Raw genomic sequence first — 18,854 nt, forward strand, 5'->3', positions numbered from 1 at the left:
TTTCTATATTTAATGTTTATTATTCTCTTTTCAATGATTACTATTTTAACACTCTGACGTGTGATAAGCAAGGACTTTCTATAAATATTTTTGTGAAGATTATATAGTTTTTATGTTCTTTTTTATTTTCAAATTGCTTTTTTTTCACAGATTCGTTATACTATGTGATAAGCTCATTAATGCTATATACAAAATAGAAAAGAGGAATTTTTGAATGGATCGTTTTTTCAACATGGATAACAAATTTTTCACCTTCATGAGCAGGGTGGCAGATCTTATCATTCTGAATCTGCTTTGCATTGTCTGCTGCATTCCGGTGGTGACCATTGGACCTTCCATTGCCGCCATGTTCTACGTCACTTTGAAAATGGTTCGTAATGAAGAGTCTTATATCGTCCGCGGATTTTTTAAATCCTTTAAACAGAATCTGAAACAGGGTATTGTGATCAATCTGATCATGCTTGCGGCTGCCCTTTTGCTGTACTTTGACATTAGCATCTGCCGCAGCACACCTGGCACCATCGGTAAGGTTCTTATGGTATTATTTATGATGATCCTGGTCGTTTACCTGATGATCTTCCTGTACATCTACCCGGTTCTTGCGAAATTTTACAATACCATCAAGAATACTTTTACCAACGCATTTTTGATGTCCATCCGCCATCTTCCATATACAGCACTTATGATCCTTGTCACTGCTGCCCCGGTTCTTGTATTTTTTATTCCAAGTGCCCAGGTACAGTCCATGGTCATCCTGCTGCTGGTGCTCATTGGATTTTCCGGAATTGCATACATCAATTCCCATTTCTTTGTGAAAATTTTTGACAAATATATTCCGGAAGAAACCTCTGAGCCGAATCCTGACAGTGTAGTAGACCACAGTCTTGATTCCGACAATAAGAATTTATGATCACCAGCTGGAATGGAAAGCCCTATCACTCCCTTGACTATATGCTAAAGGAGCGCTTCGGGGAAAAGGTTTATAAAGTCACCTTAAACGGCGGCATGAGCTGTCCCAACCGCGATGGTACAATAGGACACGGCGGCTGCATCTTCTGCAGCGAAGGTGGCAGCGGTGATTTTGCCGCCAGTGCAGCCCTCTCTATCCATGAACAGATAGACAGCCAAATTGCCATGCTTTCCGCCAAAAGACCTATTCACAAATACATCGCCTATTTTCAGGCTTACACCAATACTTATGCTCCTGTGCCTTATCTGGAAAAAATTTTTCAGGAAGCTATTTCCCATCCGGGAATTGTGGCACTTTCTATTGGTACAAGGCCGGATTGCCTGGAGGACGATGTAGTAGAACTTCTTTCCCGGCTAAACATGGTTAAACCAGTCTGGGTAGAACTGGGACTTCAAACCATTCATGAATCTACCGCAGCTTATATCCGGCGAGGTTACCCTCTGTCCTGCTTTGAAGACTCCCTTAAGAGACTCCGCGCAGCTGGTCTGGAAGTAGTAGTTCATACCATTCTCGGGCTTCCCGGCGAATCCAGGGAAGATATACTGGCTACTATGGATTATTTAAATACCCGGGATATTCAGGGAATCAAGCTTCAGCTGCTCCACGTTCTGAAAGGCACTGACCTTGCATATGATTATCTTGCCGGGAAATTTAAAGTGCTGGAACGCGCCGAATATATTGACCTTGTAGCAGACTGCCTGGAACATCTGGATCCATCCATTGTGATCCACCGGGTTACCGGCGATGGGCCGAAAGATCTGCTGATCGCCCCTCTATGGGCCAGCAGAAAAAGAGAAGTGCTGAATCTGCTCCACCACCGTTTGAAAGAGCGTCAGAGTTTTCAGGGCAAAGCATTAGAGCGTGTTTGAAAAAGGCTTTCTGCAAGATGTGCGTCACAATTTGTGGGAGATTTTGTCCGATTGAGGGAGGCGTAGCGGGCTACGCCGACTGAAAGAGGGCAAAATCTCCCGCAAAGTGGGGCGTGCAGATTGCGGGAATGATTTTTCAAACACGCTCCAGAGTCTGTTTGAAATATTATTCCCGCAATCTCCCGCAAAGTGTAATACACATCTTGCAGAAAGCTTTTTCAAACACACTCGAATTTAGAACTTATGCAATATTTCACCAGAAGGGAGGCTGGAAAATGGCTACACCATTTACTGTTTACAAACTGATCATCCTATATATGCTTCGGAATTCTTCGTCCCCCATCACTAATTCAGAAATTTCAGAATTTATTCTGGACCACGAGTACACGAATTATTTCCATTTGCAACAGGCCCTTTCCGAGCTTGAGGAAACAGAGCTGATTGAGAAGCGTACCATTTCCAATACTTCCTACTATTATCTTACTGAAGATGGAAAAAACACGCTCACCTATTTCGAGAATGATATTTCCCAGGACATCCGTACTGAAGTGCTCCAGTACCTTGCAGCCAGAGGTGCCTCCACAAAGAATCAGGTGAAAGCTCAAGCCGATTATTACATTAATAATCAGGGAGAATATGTGGTTCACCTTCAGCTTTTGCAGAAGGGTGCTTCTGTGATCGATCTTTCTCTTGCAGCGCCATCTCTTTCCGCTGCAAAGGCCATGTGCAGGCAGTGGCCCAAGAAATATGAAGAAATTTATGCAAAAATAATGGAGGGGCTTTTATAAAGCTCCTCCACTTTTTATTTCAGATTTTGTAATTATTCAGTACCTTCACAGCTGCATGCTTGGCAAAATAGCACTTGCTGATAACTACTCAATATTTATTCCAACGCGTGTTTGAAAAATCATTCCTTCAATCTGCATGCTCTTTTATAAACTTCATGTGTTCCTTCAGTTTCTTCTCATATCCCATATCTGACAGCTCATAGAATTTCTCTCCCTGGATCTCATCTGGCAGATACTGCTGCTTTACATAATGATTTGGATAATCGTGGGCATACTTATAGCCGATTCCATGTCCCAGCTTCTCATGCCCTCCATAATGGGCATCCTGAAGATGAGCCGGAACAGTCGTCCTGGTACGCTTCACACTGTCCATTGCTGCAAAAATAGCATTCACCGCTGCATTACTCTTAGGTGCACATGCCATATATGCAGCAGCCTGGGAAAGAATGATCTGGGATTCCGGCATTCCCACCCGCTCAACTGCCTGGGCTGCTGCGGTTGCCACTACCAGGGCCTGGGGATCTGCATTTCCAATATCTTCAGAAGCAAGGATCATCATACGTCTTGCAATAAATTTCACATCTTCACCTGCATACAGCATCTTCGCCAGATAATAAACTGCAGCATCCGGATCGGAGCCGCGCATACTCTTGATAAATGCAGAAATAATATCATAATGGTTATCTCCATCCTTATCATAGCGCACCACACGCTTCTGGATACACTCAGAAGCCACATCCAGAGTAATATGAATCTTGCCGTCTGAAGCTCTTGGCGTAGTAAGAATGCCAAGCTCTATGGCATTCAGAGCGCTTCTGGCATCTCCTCCTGCCATATCTGCCAGAAACTCCAGGGCATCTTCATCCAGAACCGCATTATAGCTTCCCATGCCCTTTTCCTTATCGTTCACTGCCCGCAGGAGCAGTTCTTTAATCTCCGGAATCTCCAGTGCCTTCAACTCAAACACAATAGAACGTGAAAGGAGAGCACCGTTTACCTCAAAATAGGGATTCTCTGTGGTGGCCCCAATAAGGATAATGGTTCCGTCCTCCACAAAAGGCAAAAGATAATCCTGCTGTCCTTTATTAAAGCGATGAATCTCATCAATAAACAAAATCGTCTTTCGCCCATACATTCCAAGGGCATTCTGAGCCTGTTTTACCACTTCTTCCATATCTTTCTTGCCTGCTACGGTGGCATTGATCTGGGTAAAGTCTGCGCTAGTAGTATTGGCAATGACTTTAGCCAGAGTGGTCTTTCCGGTTCCTGGAGGACCGTAAAAAATAACGGAAGTCAGCTTATCTGCCTTGATGGCTCTGTAAAGTAATTTATCTTTTCCCACAATGTGCTGCTGTCCCACTACTTCCTCCAGTTTCGTAGGGCGAAGACGTGAGGCAAGTGGGGATTCATTCTCCATTGTCCTGGATTTCGCATATTCAAATAAATCCATGTATTTCTCTCCAATTCAAAAGTAATTTTCCGTACATTTGTTCTAATTATAATCTATATTTCTCATTTAGGCAAGTTTATAAAGCTATTTTTTAACTGTTCGCGGAACATTACATTACTGTTCACTGGTAACGTTCCGCGAGGCGTTTTTTGTGAACAAAGTTCACAGAAAATCCGAGAATTGCGGCGCGAAATCATGCGAATGCATGATTTCTGTGCATCGCGAAGCGCGTTATTGTGAACGGAGTGAACAGTAACACATTACCAATGAACATCTTTAACGATCTTTTACGGCAATATCAGCTCCTCTACAGTCACGAATTCATATTCTTCTGCCATCAGAAGATCCACAATCTGAAGCGCTGCATCTACTGAGCTTTGGTAAGCATCATGCATCAGGATCACTGCCCCGTCTGACACTTCCGACCGCACAATTTTCATAATCGAATCTACATTTTTACTCTTCCAGTCCAAAGTATCCACATCCCAGAGTACAGGAAACATCTCCACATAAAAATCCAGATTTTTTCGCCACTCCCCATATGGCGGTCTTAACCATGCCGGGTACACACCTGTGATTTCAAAGATTTTCTGGTTGGTTGTCTCAATTTCTTCTTTTGCTGCCTCCTTTGAAATCTTATCCAGCTGTACATGATTATATGTATGATTCCCGATCAGATGACCTTCCTCCTGTATTTGCTTCACCAAGGCCTCTTTTCCCTCAATATTCTTCCCCATGAGAAAAAAAGTAGCATGGACCCCTCTCTCCTTCAGCCCTTTCAGAAGCAGCGGCGTATATTTACTGTTAGGACCGTCATCAAAAGTCAGAGCTGCTTTTTTCTTTTCCGTCACATTCTTTTCCAAAGTATCTTCCAGCTTCTTTTCTGACCTTCTATTCCTAGCCCCTATCACTTTGTCACTGACAGTTTTTTCCTCTCTTTTTCCGTACCCCTTCTGCGCACCTTCCTGTTCCCGCCCGGCACAGGCATATTCCTGCACTTCTTTTGCATTCTCCCGGATTCTCACAGTTTCCAGCCTTGCCAGCAGCACCGCCAACGCGATAAATTCTACCCACATCACCAGATGTCTTTTTTCCTTCATATCCCGCCGCCTGACATCTGTCTTTCCTGATAATATATGTTTATGAAATGTAAAAAAGAATCCTGCTTGCAGGATTCTCCGCCTGCGGCGGGTCGCCTCGAGCGACAACTACCTTTCCGCCGCAGTGCGATCCTGCCCGGTAGGGCTTTTAATGTAACAGGAAATCCAAACGGAATTTCCTGTTACATTAAAAAGCACTGGCAATCTCTTTCAAAATCACCAGTGCTCTTCCTTTTGTTTTCACATCATATGCTGCTATGTGACACAGCCTGTTATTATTTCAGCAGCTTCAGCTGATTTTCAATTTCTTCGATGCATTTCTCATATCCAAGCTTGCTGCTATCCAGACACAGGTCATACTGAGTGGCATCCTTCCATTCCTCACCTGTGAATCTGCGGTAATACTCATCCTTACGTTTGTCATCCTTCTGAAGGAATTTTTCGATCTCTTTCTGGCTCATGCTCAGCTTCTCAGCAGCCTTTTCCATTCGGAAATTCCAATCAGCGTGAATAAATACACGAAGCACATTTGGATAATCCTTCAAAATATAGTTGGAGCATCTTCCGATGATCACGCAGGACTCCTTCCCTGCCAGTTCACGGATGATCTTTGCCTGATAATTAAACAGGTTCTCATCAGAGGTGAAGTCCTTACTCTGAGGCGAGATCAGCTCACCGCTGTAAATTCCATTCTTCCCGAAAAGCGGTTTTTTTGCGCTGGAATACTCATCTACTCTTCCAAAAAGAGTTTCGTGAATTCCGCTGTCCTCAGATGCCATGCGGATAATATCCTTGTCGTAATATCCAATCCCTAATTTCTTCGCAAGCATTTCACCAACGGTACGTCCACCGCTTCCGTACTGTCTTGCAATTGTAATTACGAAATTGTCCATTTCTCTCCTCCTTATTACACTGGCCAGCTTCCTGAAGCGTTGTTTTTTCCATTCTTTCCGACAACAATAAAAATCACCTGACCAGATTATTTTCCCAAAGACCTTACTGTTCACGACCTGTCCAGTAACCGCTTCGTGATGCACCAGATTCCCGAAAGTTCTGTGAACTTTGTTCACAAAACGGACATGTCGCCTATCAGCTGTCAGATCTACAAATTTTATTCACCCAGGTAAGCCTTCTGTACCGCTTCATCGTTCAGCAGGTCGCTTGCATTTCCACTCATTGTGATCTTACCAGTCTCAAGAACGTATGCACGATCTGCGATAGAGAGGGCTTTCTTCGCATTCTGCTCTACAAGAAGTACCGTGGTACCACTTTCACTTACCACACGGATAATATCGAAGATCTCATTTACAAAGATTGGGGAAAGTCCCATGGATGGCTCATCCATTACGATCAGTCTGGGTTTACTCATAAGGGCACGCCCCATGGCAAGCATCTGCTGCTCACCACCAGAAAGTGTGCCGGCACGCTGTCCTTTACGCTCTTCCAGTCGCGGAAACCTTTTATAGACTCCTGCAAGGCTTTCCTGGATCTCAGCTTTATCTTTTCTCGTATAAGCACCCATGATCAGGTTCTCATATACACTTAAATCTGAAAAAACACGACGTCCCTCCGGAACATGTGCAATTCCCATTTCAACAATCTTATGGGCCGGAACCCTGGTAATATCTTTTCCTTCAAAAACAACGGAACCTTCTTTTGCTGAAAGAAGACCTGTAAGTGTCTGCAGTGTAGTGGTTTTTCCTGCACCATTGGCACCGATCAAAGCAATGACCTCGCCCTGGTTTACCTCAAAGGAGATTCCTTTTAATGCCTGGATTACACCATAATATACGTGTAAATCTTTTACTTCCAACATTGCCATTTCTTTTTCCTCCTTATTCGCCCAGATATGCAGTAACAACAGCAGGATCTTTCAGAACCTTTGCTGTCTCACCCTGACAAAGAACCTGTCCGAAGTTTAATACAGTCAGTTCCTCACAGATACCGCCAACCAGCTTCATATCGTGCTCAATCAGAAGGATCGTCATATTAAAATGATCTCTTACAAACCGAATGGTATCCATCAGCTCCTGAGTCTCATTGGGGTTCATACCGGCAGCCGGCTCATCCAGAAGGAGAAGCTTGGGATCTGTGGCAAGCGCTCTGGCAATTTCCAGCTTACGCTGTTTACCATAAGGAAGGTTTCCCGCAAGAAGACCAGCCTCCTGATCCAGATTAAACACCTTCAAGATCTCCATAGCGCGCTCGTTCATCTCTTTTTCTACTTTAAAATATTTGGGAAGTCTTAAGATTCCGGTTAAAGTAGAATATTTATAATGATTATGCAGACCAGCCTTTACATTGTCCAGTACGGTCATATCTTTAAAAAGTCGAATATTCTGGAATGTTCGTGCAATTCCAGCTTTATTAATATCGATAATACTTTTTCCGGTGATATCCTGCCCATCCAGCTTGATAATTCCCTCTGTTGGCTTATAAACACCTGTAAGAAGATTGAATACGGTTGTTTTTCCGGCACCGTTTGGTCCGATCAGGCCGTAAAGCTCGCCTTTTTCGATTTTCAGCTGAAAATTATCTACAGCATGAAGGCCGCCAAACTGTATGGAAAGATTATTTACCTCTAACATTGCCATAATTAAGCTGCCTCCTTTTCTTTCACGTGACCTTTGATTTTTTCAATAATACGGCTTCTGAAATCTCTAGCTGCAGGAGCCCAGTTGAAAAGCATCATTGTGATCATTACGATTGCATAAATCAGCATACGGTAGGTGGAGAATCCACGAAGCAGCTCGGGAAGTGCATAAAGCACAATCGTTGCCAGAATACTTCCGCGAAGATTTCCCATACCACCAAGAATTACATATACCAGAATGGTGATGGACATGTTGTAGTCAAAAATAGAAACCTTCAGCATGGAAAGGTTGTGGGCATAAAGTACACCTGCTACACCGGCAATTGCAGCGGAAATAGTAAATGCAAGCAGCTTATTCTTTGTTACGTTGATACCGATGGACTCAGCTGCAATACGGTTATCACGGGTAGATGTAATGGCACGTCCGCTTCTGGAGTTTACCAGATTCTGGATAATAAACAGAACGACCAGAACCAGAATCACACCGATCAGGAAGAAATAATCCTTAATATCTTTATATAAGGTTGCAGTACCGGAAACACCGAGAGCACCCTTGATGATCTGTTTTCCGCCTGGATCCAGCTTCAGGTTGGCTGCGCTTGTTGCAACGTGAAGCCCTTTATCATCCACACCAACATACAGAATATTGATCAGGTTCTTAATAATCTCACCAAATGCCAGGGTTACGATTGCCAGATAGTCTCCCCGAAGTCTCAGTACCGGGATACCGATCAGTACACCGAAGACAGCAGCCACAGCAGCACCTACCAGCAATGCAAGAATCAATCTTGGAACAGACGGAAGCACATCACTGGTAACATGGGAAAACAGAGCACTGGAATAGGCTCCAACGCACATAAATCCTGCGTGTCCAAGACTCAGCTCTCCGGAATAACCGACTACCAGATTCAGGGAAAGAGATGCGATAATGTACACACAGATGGGTACCAGAAGGCCGGTAAGCAGTCTGGACAGGTTTCCTGTAGAGGAAAGGATCTGTACCACAACGAAGATTGCGATTACCATGCCATATGTAATAAAATTGTTTTTTGTTGTTTTGTTCATATTTTTTTTCATATCGGCCACCTCATACTTTCTCCTGGATGTTCTTGCCGAACAGACCAGATGGTTTTACAAGCAGCACGATGATCAAAACTGCAAATACAATTGCATCTGCAACCTGAGAGGAAATATAGGCCTTACTGAAAATCTCAATAACACCAAGGAGAATTCCTCCAACCATTGCTCCTGGGATAGAACCTATTCCACCGAATACTGCCGCTACGAAAGCCTTGATACCAGGCATTGCGCCTGTATAAGGAGTCAGTGTAGGATATGCGGAGCAAAGAAGAAGTCCTGCAATTGCAGCAAGTCCGGAACCGATTGCAAAGGTAAGGGAAATGGTTGCATTTACGTTGACACCCATCAGCTGTGCGGCGTCACGGTCCTCGGAAACAGCCTGCATGGCACGCCCCGGTTTTGTTTTCTTTACAAAAAGCTGAAGACCAACCATAATCACAATACAGGCAAGGATTGTTACGATCGTAACACCTTTAATCGTAAGCTGTCCGCCAAACAGCTCCAGAGACGGAACATTGATAACCGGAACAAAGCTCTTTGCATCTGCGCCAAAAATTAAAAGCGCCAGGTTCTGAAGCAGATAGCTGACACCGATTGCAGTGATCAGAACTGCCAGATTCGATGAAGCCTTACGAAGAGGTCTGTATGCAACTGCCTCAATGACAACACCGGCAACAGTACAGATCACAACAGAAAGAATGATTGCCAGGATTGGTGACATACTGGCTTTGGTAACTGCGGTAAGAATTACAAATGCTCCAACCATGATAACATCACCATGTGCAAAGTTCAGCATTTTTGCAATACCATATACCATTGTATAGCCGAGAGCGATGATCGCATAGATACTGCCCAGGCTGATACCATCTTTTAAATAGGATATAAAACTCATAATGCACCTCTTAACTGGATTTATTACTGTAGATAGTAACTGATTTTTCTTTTTCACGAGCGTGTTTGAAAATTCATTCCCGGCTTTTCCCACTGTAAAGCTTCCTGTCACTTTCTGACACGAAAAAGCGGAAGTAAATTTTCAGACACGCTCCAGTTATTTACTATGAATGTCCCGGACGGCAGCTGACTTTCCTATATCATGATGTCGCCGACAGGCCACCTGTCCGTTTGTTGTATCAGACTGAAACAACAATCATTTCTGTAATTGCAAAGAAGGAGACGGACCCACAGGTAACCGTCTCCCCCTTGCTAACGGCCATCCCCTGCGCAATCAGGGAAATGGTTAAAGCCTCTGCCGTATGACCGGCACAATGGCTCTATTCTTATAATTACTCCATAGAAGCGTAAACGCCATCTTTGATCACATAAGCCTTAGGTGCTTTATCGCACTCACCGTCTTCTGTCCATTTAGCTTCTCCTGTAAGACCATCAAGAGTAATATTCAGCATGGAAGCAGACATTGCTGCACTGATGTCTTCATTTGACATATCTGGTGTGATGCCAGCATCATTTGCTGCTGCCTGCATAGCGTAAAGTACATCATATGTATCTGCAGCAAACTGATTTGGTGTCTCACCATTGTTTGCATCGCCATATGCTTTAACAAATTTTACAGTTGCCTCATCATCGCCTGTAGCAGAGAATGGTGTCAGAAGCATAACGCCTTCTGCAAGAGATTTATCAAAGTTCTCAACATTCAGGATTCCATCCATACCATCAACACCAAAAATCTTCATGTCAAGACCAAGGTCATGAGCCTGCTGAAGAATCAGAGCGTTGTCAGAATAGTAGTTCGGAAGGAACAGGAGCTCAGCGCCACTGTCTTTGATCTTTCCAAGCTGTACGGAAAAGTCTGTGTTGTTATCTGTTGTGTATGCTTCATCAGCTACAACCTCAAGGCCGTAATCAGCGCAGGCTGCAACGAATGCATCATGTACACCTGAGTTGTAATCAGCCATGGAATCGTAGAGGGTAGCTACCTTCGTAGCAAGACCTTTCTCAGAAATATACTCAGCAGATTTCGTTCCCTGCATTGGGTCTGTAAAGCACATACGGAACTCATTGTCACCAGCGGTAATGCTGTCTACTGCTGTAGCAGACGGTGTGAAGAGGAATGTACTATCAGCTGCCTCTGCACCTACTGCGATACAAGCACCGGAGGTAACAGTACCGCAAAGCATCTGCATTCCTTTGTCAAGAAGGTCATTGTAAGCGTTAACTGCTTTCTCCGGATCTCCCTGATCGTCACCAGCGTCAAGGATTTCTACCTGATATCCATTGAATCCGCCGTTTGCATTGATCTCATCTGCTGCGATCTTAGCTGCATTATATACACCATTACCATACTGTGCATAATCTCCTGTCATAGGTCCGATGACACCAATCTTGAAGGTTTCCTCGCTCTCTGCAAATACAGATACAGGTGTTACTGTGGATACTGCCATTGCTGCGGCTGCAGTAATGCTGAGTACTTTTTTCAGATTTCTCATAATAAATCTCCTCCTTAATTTATGTAAGAGCGTCTGTCATCTCGCCTCTCATGGTGCCCAAGGCATATCCGAAAAACATGGCATGCAGATTGCAGGAATGATTTTTGGAACAGGTTCTGCAACACTGAGATAGTATAAAAGCCCACTGGTGGTTTCCCAGCCGGCTTTGGCTTCCATAACTTCTTCTCTTTACTACTTTAATGTTATGATTATAGCATTCTGTTTTTTTGATTGCAATAGAAAATTTTATAGTTTTTTTAGAATTGCAAAAGAAATTTCCGTTACAATGACCAATTTTTTCTGTTTATGTTGTTTCTGTGACGTACAAACGTACGTTGCAGGGCATACTTTCATGCTGATTTCATATTTTGTATTATACTCATATTGGAATGTGTTTAAAATCAATTCGGTCAAAATTAACTGCAAGGTGAGGCGTTCAGATTGCAAGAATGATTTTTTGCAGGCTCTGGGATAAAAAAAAAGGAGATGGTCACCCATCTCCCATTCAAATATCCTATTTATTTCAATTAAGCAATTGCTTTCTTAGCGATCTCAGCAAGTGCTGCGAATCCCTGAGCATCATTTACAGCCATCTCAGCAAGCATCTTTCTGTTGATGTCGATGTTTGCAACTTTAAGGCCGTGCATCATTTTGCTGTAGGATAATCCGTTCATTCTTGCAGCAGCGTTGATACGTGCGATCCAGAGCTGTCTGAACTGACGTTTCTTCTGCTTTCTTCCAGCGTAGGAGCTGGTAAGTGCACGCATAACAGACTGTTTTGCTACTCTATACTGTTTGGAACGAGCTCCTCTGTAGCCCTTTGCCAGTTTTAATACACGATTATGTTTCTTCTTTGCGTTTAATCCGCCTTTAATTCTTGCCATTTCTTATTTTCCTCCTGTTCGTCTTCTTCTATGCTATATCTTATAAATACGGTAATGCTTTCTTCATGCTCTTAACATTAGTAGAATCAACAACAGTAGCTTTTCTGAGATTTCTCTTTCTCTTCTGAGATTTCTTTGTTAAGATATGGCTCTTGTAAGCTTTATTTCTTACTAATTTTCCTGTTCCTGTTTTTTTGAAGCGCTTTGCTGCTGCTCTACAAGTTTTAATTTTTGGCATTGTAATTTCCTCCTTAATATCGTATCTATTTAATGTCCCTCATCCAGCCTGACACCCTCAGGGTGTCTCTCCAAATGAATGCAACATCCTAGTGTTTCTGTGCTAAAAACATTGTCATGCTTCTGCCTTCTACCTTAGGTGCCTTCTCAACTACAGCAATGTCCTTCAGCATATCGGCAAAATCATCCAGAACGTGCTTGCTGCTTGACATGTGTGCCATCTCTCTTCCGCGGAAACGAAGAGTAACCTTCACTCTGTCGCCCTTGGTAAGGAATTTGCGCGCTGCCCCAGCCTTTGTATTCAGGTCATTGGTATCAATATTTGGTGAAAGACGCACTTCTTTGACATCGATGGTCTTCTGCTTTTTCTTGGCTTCTTTCTCTTTTCTGGCAAGTTCGTAGCGATATTTACCATAATCAATGATCTTACATACCGGCGGCTTTGCCTGTGGGGCAATCTTTACTAAATCAAGCTCTGCCTCCTGAGCTTTGGCCATTGCTTCTCTTGCGGACATAATTCCGAGCTGCTCTCCGTCCGGTCCGATTAAGCGTACCTCTTTGTCTCTGATTTGTTCGTTAATCATTAAATTGCTAATTGTCGTGCACCTCCATACCTGATAGATGATCTGTTCTGATCCAGTTTTTAACTTCTGGACTCTCATTCCCCTTCGCAGGAAGAAATTCCTGCCTGATACCTGACGCCGCAAATATAAAAAAAGTGCGGACAGAATCCACACTTCTCCTATTACACTCGCGAACTAAGTCACGCGCTGCTGTGCAATATGAACCCGAGCCGCATCTAAGTATGCGCTGAGGTGAGAGTGAACTCTGCTTTCTTTTCATCACGTACTGTCGTATAATATCATGCCTTATTGTGAAAGTCAAGATGTTTTTTTATTTTTTCTAATAATTTTTTTCTTATAAATTTGTGCATATTTTTTGCAGGCACAGGAAAAACTAAGACTGCTGCAGCGGTTTAGTGCCCTCATGAAATACGGTCTGCTGAACAACTGCAAATGTTTGCAAAATCAAGCATACAAAATCAGGAGGTAAAAAACATGACAATCTTAAAATGTTCCGCAACAACCTGTGCTTACAACGAAGATATGCTTTGTTCCAGAGGGGAAATCAACGTCATGGGTGACAGTGCAAAAAGTTCTGAAGAAACATCCTGCGGAAGCTTCCGGGAAAAAAGCCAGGGTGCCATGAACAGTGCCAAAAACAGCTGTGGATGTGAGACCATCCAGATTGACTGCAAAGCCCACAACTGTACCTATAACGAAAAGTGTAAATGTACCGCAGCTGCTATTGATGTAGCCGGAAGCGGTGCAAAAGTATGTTCCGAAACAAAATGCGATACCTTTGAATGCCAGTGCTAGAGCGTGTTTGAAAGAGGCTTTCTGCAAAAATTTTTCAAACAGGTTCCAGAAAATAGCCGCAAATTCAAAAACAGCCCCCGCACAAATGTGCGAGGGCCTTTTAATTTCCATTCATTATCTGTTTCTTAAGAAATCCGGGATCTGGATATCTTTCTTCTGAACAGTGCTGGATGGTGTCTTCGCTGTGAATGGTGTAGCATTCATAGTCGGCATGCTGAAAGACGGCATGTTCAGATTCACACCAGCAGACGCTGTAGTGGAAGCAGGTCTCTTATTGGCAAATACAGAGTTGCTTGCCTTATTTCCAAATGGATTGGATGCCTGTGCATTATCAGAAAGGCCTGTAGCAATAACAGTGATTCTCGCATAATCAGCAACAGAATCATCATACATAGCACCAAAGATGATATTTGCATCTTCACCTGTAAGCTCCTGTACATAGCTTGCAGCATCATTTGCGTCCATAAGGGAAATATCACCGGAAATGTTGATGATAACGTGTGTAGCACCCTTGATGGTAGTCTCAAGAAGCGGAGAGGATACAGCCTGCTGTACAGCCTCCATAGCCTTGTCATCGCCTCTTGCCTCACCGATACCAATGTGTGCAATACCTTTATCTGTCATAACAGTCTGAACATCAGCAAAGTCAAGGTTGATAAGAGCCGGCAGATTAATCAGATCTGTGATGCCCTGAACTGCCTGCTGCAGAACCTCGTCTGCTTTACGAAGTGCTTCCGGCATAGTTGTGCGGCGATCTACAATCTCCAGTAATTTGTCATTCGGAATTACAATTAATGTATCAACAGCCTTCTTCAGGTTCTCAATACCTGCAAGTGCGTTGTTCATACGTGTCTTAGCTTCAAAACGGAAAGGTTTGGTCACAACACCTACAGTGAGGATCCCCATTTCCTTAGCTGCTGCTGCGATAACCGGTGCAGCACCTGTACCAGTTCCACCGCCCATACCGCAGGTAACAAATACCATGTCAGCACCTTCGATGATCTGTTTTACTTCCTCAATGCTCTCTTCTGCTGCTTTCTGTCCAACCTCAGGCTGTGCTCCTGCACCAAGACCTTTGGTAATTTTCTCACCGATCTGAAGTACAGTTGGAGCTTTACACAGAGTCAGAGCCTGCTTATCTGTATTCACTCCTACAAACTCTACCCCGCCGATGGCTTCTTCAACCATTCTGTTAACTGCGTTATTTCCGGCGCCGCCTACTCCGATTACAATAATCTTAGCAGAGGATTCCGCCTCATTTGACATTATCTCTAACAATGTACTTCCTCCTTTATTTCTACCTTATATCCTTTATCTTTAATTTCAGCAAATATATATACCAAGCTGCATATAGCTATATCATATATTTTTTTTGTGAATTTATCAACCACTAATTTTGTTTTTTTATACTTTTTTCGCGAAATACGCGATATTTTCCTCAGAGTGTGTTTGAAAAAGGCTTTCTGCAAGATGTGCATCACATTTACTGGAGATTTTCAGCCACTCTCTAATCTTCCTCATCGTAACTGTCATAACCGCTATCATTATAGTCTTCGCTGTAATCCCCACTGTAATCTTCAAGATCCTCTCCGCTTCCATCTTCACTGGTTTCATTGGGATTGGGACCTACATAATTTCCATCTTTATCCAGCTGTCCATAACCGGTATAGCTTCCATCTTCCATATATCCGCCAAGCCAGCTGCCATTTGCAGCAATGCTCTCCTCAGTAGGTCTGGAGCCTACATAGTTTCCGTTCTGGTCATATTCACCTTCACCGGTATAGTCACCCTCCAGGTCATATCCTCCATGCCAGTTAGCCACTGCATTCTCGTAAGCAGCCGCAGTATCCACATCCGCAATCACGCCATCCTCGCCCAGATCCTGCTCGAAGGTGATCGTCTTGGAATTGTCATTTACATTTTCCAGATGAAGGATTCCCTTTTTGCCGGAAAGCTTGGGCAAAATTGCGCTGACACGTGTCATCTTGTCCTCAAGATACTCATCCTTTCCCAGCATCACCCGGATATCTCCATAAGTCAAAGTAATCTGATAACTGGTGTCAAATTCAATATGATCCGGTATGGCATCATTCTTCTGAAAAATAGTTGCCAGCGCCACCGCAGTGGTAAGAACCGAGTTTCCTTTAATTGGAAGCTTCTCCCCTTCGATCACATGGCTTACTTCAATGCCATCAAAAAAAGGCACCAGTTCATCCCTTGTATGAGAACTTTCAATAAAAATACCGTTTCTGTCAAAATAAATATAACTGTCCAGATAAGGAATGCAGCCTACCGCCTTCTTTTCCCGGACACTGATGCAGATACTGTTATGAGAAAGCCTGGTAATATGAAAGCCTTCCACAAAAGGCACACCCTCTACGTCCACCCTGGAATGGAGCAAAACTGCAAGAACGGAATTATCCGTAAAAGCCCCCCGCAAAGCCATCTCCTTCACCTGTTCATCCGTGTAACGGGAGGTTCCCATTACCTCCACCTTTGTCACATGAAAGTAGGAAAAGAAAAAGACAAGTCCTGCCAGCAGAACTGCCCCCAGGGTACCCAGAATCGCTTTCTTATGTTTTCTATAGATCAGCTTCATTTTCAGTGATTTCATATATTGTTATTCCTGTATCCTTTTTACTGCTGCTCCCAGCGCATTAAGATCCTGGCAAATATGCTCATACCCACGCTGTACAAAAGAATATCCTTCCAGTGCGGTAACTCCCTTGGCCCCAAGTGCTGCCAGGATCAGGGCTGCACCGCCTCTTAATTCCTGTGCCTGCACAGCTGCTCCATGTAAAGTCTTTACACCGCAGATCACAGCCTCATTTCCCTGTACGCGGATCCTGGCTCCCATTTTCTGCAACTGGTCAGCTGCTTTATAACGGTCTTCAAAAACCATTTCACGAATGCAGCTTTCCCCCTCTATGGTGGAAAGAACTGCCATTACAGGAGACTGCAGATCTGTTGGAAATCCTGGATACACTCCCGTTTCCAGCAGTTTAACAGGGCTTTGAACATTTTTTCCATTGACTAATAGTTTACCACTGTTACCTTTATATTGTCCACCCATTTTCCTATATACTTCCAGAAAGGCCTTCAGTTCTCCTTCCGGAGGGTTTTCCAGAACAATCTGGCTTCTGGTGACAGCTGCCGCACAGATATAGGTTCCTGACACAATGCGGTCTGGCGGCACCTGAATGCACCCGGCACTCAGGCTTTTAACTCCCTGGATTCTTATTTCAGAAGTTCCATCCCCCTGTATTTTTGCTCCCATGGAACGCATATACCTGCAAAGCCACTGTATTTCCGGCTCGCAGGCACAATTTTCCAGTACAGTCTCTCCATCTGCAAGCACGGCTCCTAAAATGCCCTGCTGAGTGGCTCCCACACTTCTTTTTGAAAAAGAGACCAATGCCCCTTGCAGATAAGGTGCTTCTGCCACCAAAAATCCCTGTTTCTCTGTGATCACTGCGCCAAGCTTCCGAAGCACAAAAAGATGCATATCAATAGGTCTTTTCCCGATCACGCACCCACCTGGATAACCAAGACTTCCTTTCCCGTTTCTTGCGAGAAGCGCTCCAAGAAGAATCACGGAAGACCGCATCCTCCCTGTAAATTCAAAAGGAACTGACCATTTACCGGCATTTTCGCAATCCATATACAGATCATGGTCTTCCCACCAGGTCACTGCCCCAAGCTTCTGAAGAATTTCCTCCATACAAAAAACATCCGCGATCCGCGGACAGCCTTTGAGCACGCTGACTCCCCGATGTAAAAGAGACGCCGCCATCATAGGAAGCGCTGCATTTTTTGAGCCCTGTATCCGAATACTTCCCTTCAGCTGGTGTCCTCCCTCAATGTAAATCCGGTCATTCAAGCCATTCACTCCTAAAGGGCCTCTTACCTTTTATTGTATGCGAATATTTCTGACTGGTGATAAAATTTCATTTTCTGCTTACGCTCAAAGCCAGCCCCATCTCGCCCAGAAGAAACACCACTGAAGTTCCGCCATAGCTGATAAAGGGAAGAGTGATTCCTGTATTTGGAATAGTATTTGTCACCACAGCAATATTCAGGATCACCTGAATGGCCATATGGCTCATAATGCCAACGCACAAAAGTGTTCCTTGCAACTCCCGGCAGTGAAGGGCAATCACCATCAGTCTCCACATAAGAAGCCCGAATATGACAATGAGAAAAAAAGCCCCGGTCAGTCCCAGTTCTTCGCAGATAATGGAAAAGATCATATCATTCTGAGCTTCCGGCACAAATCCCAGCTTCTGCAGGCTGCTGCCAAATCCTCTTCCGAAAAGCCCGCCGCTTCCAATAGCATAAAGTCCCTGAATGGTCTGAAAACCCTTTTCATACTTCTCCGGATTTCGCCATATGGCAAGTCTTTCCAGACGGTAGCTCTCTGCTGCCAGAAACACTGCGATCACTGCTGCACCAGTTACTCCCATTCCGATAAATCTGGCATATCCCGGATCTGATATAAAGATCAGGATTACACCGATTCCAAGGATTATGATTGCCGTACTTAGGTTATTAGAGCCTACCAGTCCTACAATTGGAAGAAGTGTCAGCATTGTCCTGCACATAAACCAGAAGCCAGCTGTAATCTTTTTGCTTCCCTGGATCTGCCAGGTGAGAAAAAGGATCACTGCAGCTTTTGCGAATTCTGAAGGCTGAAAAGACAATGGTCCAAAATTCAGCCACCTTTTGGAGCCATTGATTTCCTGTCCTACAAACAAAACTGCTGTAGAAAGTCCCATAGATAAGAGATAAGCAGCCGGTGCCAGCCGCACAAGGAACCGGTAATCTGTCTCTGCTACTATGTACATGGTCATAAGACCCAGAGCTGTTGCAAAAAGCTGCTTTTTAAAATAATAGGCAGAGTCGCCGAAACGTACTCTGCCATTATATTCACTGATGGAAAACAGCATGACCAGTCCGAATACTGCCAGAAGCAGCACAAGGATCAGTAAGACCGTGTCTGTTTTCGTTTCTTTCTTTCGCTCCCGGATCATAGAGATCTGCTCCTGACGTCCCATGCCTTG

General features: G+C 44.0%; 21 protein-coding genes and 2 pseudogenes. 5 read left to right on the plus strand and 18 right to left on the minus strand.

Translation table 11 applies throughout. The features are described from left to right. Window positions 1-214: 214 nt before the first annotated feature. Complete coding sequence (locus AB5618_RS03055; RefSeq protein ID WP_118578213.1) at window positions 215-910, plus strand: YesL family protein; 696 nt, start codon at window positions 215-217, stop codon at window positions 908-910. Then, entirely contained in the window at window positions 907-1,839 is a 933-nt protein-coding gene (locus AB5618_RS03060; protein ID WP_207742919.1) for a TIGR01212 family radical SAM protein, read from the plus strand. The genes AB5618_RS03055 and AB5618_RS03060 overlap by 4 nt, the downstream gene beginning before the upstream one ends. Here AB5618_RS03060 and AB5618_RS03065 read toward each other — a convergent pair. Then, window positions 1,812-1,919: pseudogene (locus tag AB5618_RS03065) on the minus strand (DUF6783 domain-containing protein); the annotation flags it as partial. The gene AB5618_RS03060 and the pseudogene AB5618_RS03065 sit on opposite strands and share 28 nt — an antisense overlap. Between AB5618_RS03065 and AB5618_RS03070 the strand changes: the two are divergent. Both AB5618_RS03070 and AB5618_RS03075 read left to right on the plus strand, forming a co-directional pair. Further along, window positions 1,896-1,946 (plus strand): annotated as a pseudogene (locus tag AB5618_RS03070) (hypothetical protein); the annotation flags it as partial. The pseudogenes AB5618_RS03065 and AB5618_RS03070 overlap by 24 nt on opposite strands. 168 nt (window positions 1,947-2,114) lie before the next feature. After that, complete coding sequence (locus AB5618_RS03075; RefSeq protein WP_148461144.1) at window positions 2,115-2,627, plus strand: DUF4364 family protein; 513 nt, start codon at window positions 2,115-2,117, stop codon at window positions 2,625-2,627. Between the two features lie 127 nt (window positions 2,628-2,754). Here the strand turns inward: AB5618_RS03075 and AB5618_RS03080 are convergent, their stop codons facing one another. From AB5618_RS03080 to infC, 12 genes are all read right to left on the minus strand, one after another. After that, window positions 2,755-4,077 (minus strand): replication-associated recombination protein A, encoded by a 1,323-nt coding sequence (locus AB5618_RS03080; protein WP_148461143.1) that lies wholly within the window; start codon window positions 4,075-4,077, stop codon window positions 2,755-2,757. A gap of 287 nt (window positions 4,078-4,364) precedes the next feature. Next, window positions 4,365-5,177, minus strand: coding sequence for a polysaccharide deacetylase family protein (locus tag AB5618_RS03085; protein ID WP_226841004.1), 813 nt, complete (start codon window positions 5,175-5,177; stop codon window positions 4,365-4,367). A 275-nt stretch (window positions 5,178-5,452) separates the two neighbouring features. Next, window positions 5,453-6,070 (minus strand): AAA family ATPase, encoded by a 618-nt coding sequence (locus tag AB5618_RS03090; protein ID WP_148461142.1) that lies wholly within the window; start codon window positions 6,068-6,070, stop codon window positions 5,453-5,455. 218 nt (window positions 6,071-6,288) lie between these two features. Then, on the minus strand, window positions 6,289-6,999 hold the full coding sequence (locus AB5618_RS03095; RefSeq protein ID WP_118578210.1) for an ABC transporter ATP-binding protein: 711 nt from the start codon (window positions 6,997-6,999) through the stop codon (window positions 6,289-6,291). A gap of 13 nt (window positions 7,000-7,012) precedes the next feature. Further along, window positions 7,013-7,771, minus strand: a complete 759-nt coding sequence (locus tag AB5618_RS03100) for an ABC transporter ATP-binding protein (RefSeq protein WP_148461141.1) — start codon at window positions 7,769-7,771, stop codon at window positions 7,013-7,015. 2 nt (window positions 7,772-7,773) lie between these two features. Next, window positions 7,774-8,847, minus strand: a complete 1,074-nt coding sequence (locus AB5618_RS03105; protein ID WP_118578244.1) for a branched-chain amino acid ABC transporter permease — start codon at window positions 8,845-8,847, stop codon at window positions 7,774-7,776. Window positions 8,848-8,857: 10 nt separating this feature from the next. Then, entirely contained in the window at window positions 8,858-9,742 is an 885-nt protein-coding gene (locus tag AB5618_RS03110; RefSeq protein ID WP_118578208.1) for a branched-chain amino acid ABC transporter permease, read from the minus strand. Between the two features lie 391 nt (window positions 9,743-10,133). Then, window positions 10,134-11,294 (minus strand): ABC transporter substrate-binding protein, encoded by a 1,161-nt coding sequence (locus AB5618_RS03115; RefSeq protein WP_118578207.1) that lies wholly within the window; start codon window positions 11,292-11,294, stop codon window positions 10,134-10,136. Between the two features lie 48 nt (window positions 11,295-11,342). Then, complete coding sequence (locus tag AB5618_RS03120; RefSeq protein ID WP_255610517.1) at window positions 11,343-11,471, minus strand: hypothetical protein; 129 nt, start codon at window positions 11,469-11,471, stop codon at window positions 11,343-11,345. Between the two features lie 350 nt (window positions 11,472-11,821). Then, a complete protein-coding gene (rplT, locus tag AB5618_RS03125) occupies window positions 11,822-12,178 on the minus strand; it encodes a 50S ribosomal protein L20 (protein ID WP_117850812.1) in 357 nt (118 codons plus the stop codon). Between the two features lie 40 nt (window positions 12,179-12,218). Then, window positions 12,219-12,416, minus strand: coding sequence for a 50S ribosomal protein L35 (rpmI, locus tag AB5618_RS03130; protein WP_117850817.1), 198 nt, complete (start codon window positions 12,414-12,416; stop codon window positions 12,219-12,221). Window positions 12,417-12,504: 88 nt separating this feature from the next. Further along, window positions 12,505-12,999: a translation initiation factor IF-3 gene (gene infC, locus AB5618_RS03135; protein ID WP_118578206.1), complete on the minus strand. Its 495-nt coding sequence runs from the start codon at window positions 12,997-12,999 to the stop codon at window positions 12,505-12,507. A 474-nt stretch (window positions 13,000-13,473) separates the two neighbouring features. On the opposite strand from infC, the gene AB5618_RS03140 reads away from it, so the two are divergent. Further along, window positions 13,474-13,794: a DUF1540 domain-containing protein gene (locus AB5618_RS03140; RefSeq protein ID WP_173734852.1), complete on the plus strand. Its 321-nt coding sequence runs from the start codon at window positions 13,474-13,476 to the stop codon at window positions 13,792-13,794. Between the two features lie 114 nt (window positions 13,795-13,908). Here AB5618_RS03140 and ftsZ read toward each other — a convergent pair whose 3' ends face one another. The 5 genes from ftsZ to AB5618_RS03165 all read right to left on the minus strand — a co-directional run bounded on the left by ftsZ (window position 13,909) and on the right by AB5618_RS03165 (window position 18,824). Then, entirely contained in the window at window positions 13,909-15,072 is a 1,164-nt protein-coding gene (gene ftsZ / locus AB5618_RS03145) for a cell division protein FtsZ (protein ID WP_330382736.1), read from the minus strand. A gap of 126 nt (window positions 15,073-15,198) precedes the next feature. Next, window positions 15,199-15,393: a DUF6783 domain-containing protein gene (locus tag AB5618_RS03150; RefSeq protein ID WP_368366475.1), complete on the minus strand. Its 195-nt coding sequence runs from the start codon at window positions 15,391-15,393 to the stop codon at window positions 15,199-15,201. Continuing rightward, the gene (locus AB5618_RS03155; protein ID WP_243879988.1) at window positions 15,302-16,408 is read right to left on the minus strand and encodes a cell division protein FtsQ/DivIB; all 1,107 of its coding nucleotides are present in this window, start codon (window positions 16,406-16,408) and stop codon (window positions 15,302-15,304) included. The genes AB5618_RS03150 and AB5618_RS03155 overlap by 92 nt, the downstream gene beginning before the upstream one ends. Window positions 16,409-16,414: 6 nt before the next feature. Continuing rightward, entirely contained in the window at window positions 16,415-17,683 is a 1,269-nt protein-coding gene (gene murA, locus AB5618_RS03160; RefSeq protein WP_173734851.1) for a UDP-N-acetylglucosamine 1-carboxyvinyltransferase, read from the minus strand. Between the two features lie 58 nt (window positions 17,684-17,741). Then, complete coding sequence (locus AB5618_RS03165; protein WP_173734850.1) at window positions 17,742-18,824, minus strand: FtsW/RodA/SpoVE family cell cycle protein; 1,083 nt, start codon at window positions 18,822-18,824, stop codon at window positions 17,742-17,744. Window positions 18,825-18,854: the final 30 nt, after the last annotated feature.

Source organism: Ruminococcus sp. J1101004sp1_RTP21198st1_B9_RTP21198_201120, from assembly GCF_040924245.1.
GTDB lineage: Bacteria > Bacillota > Clostridia > Lachnospirales > Lachnospiraceae > Blautia_A > Blautia_A faecis.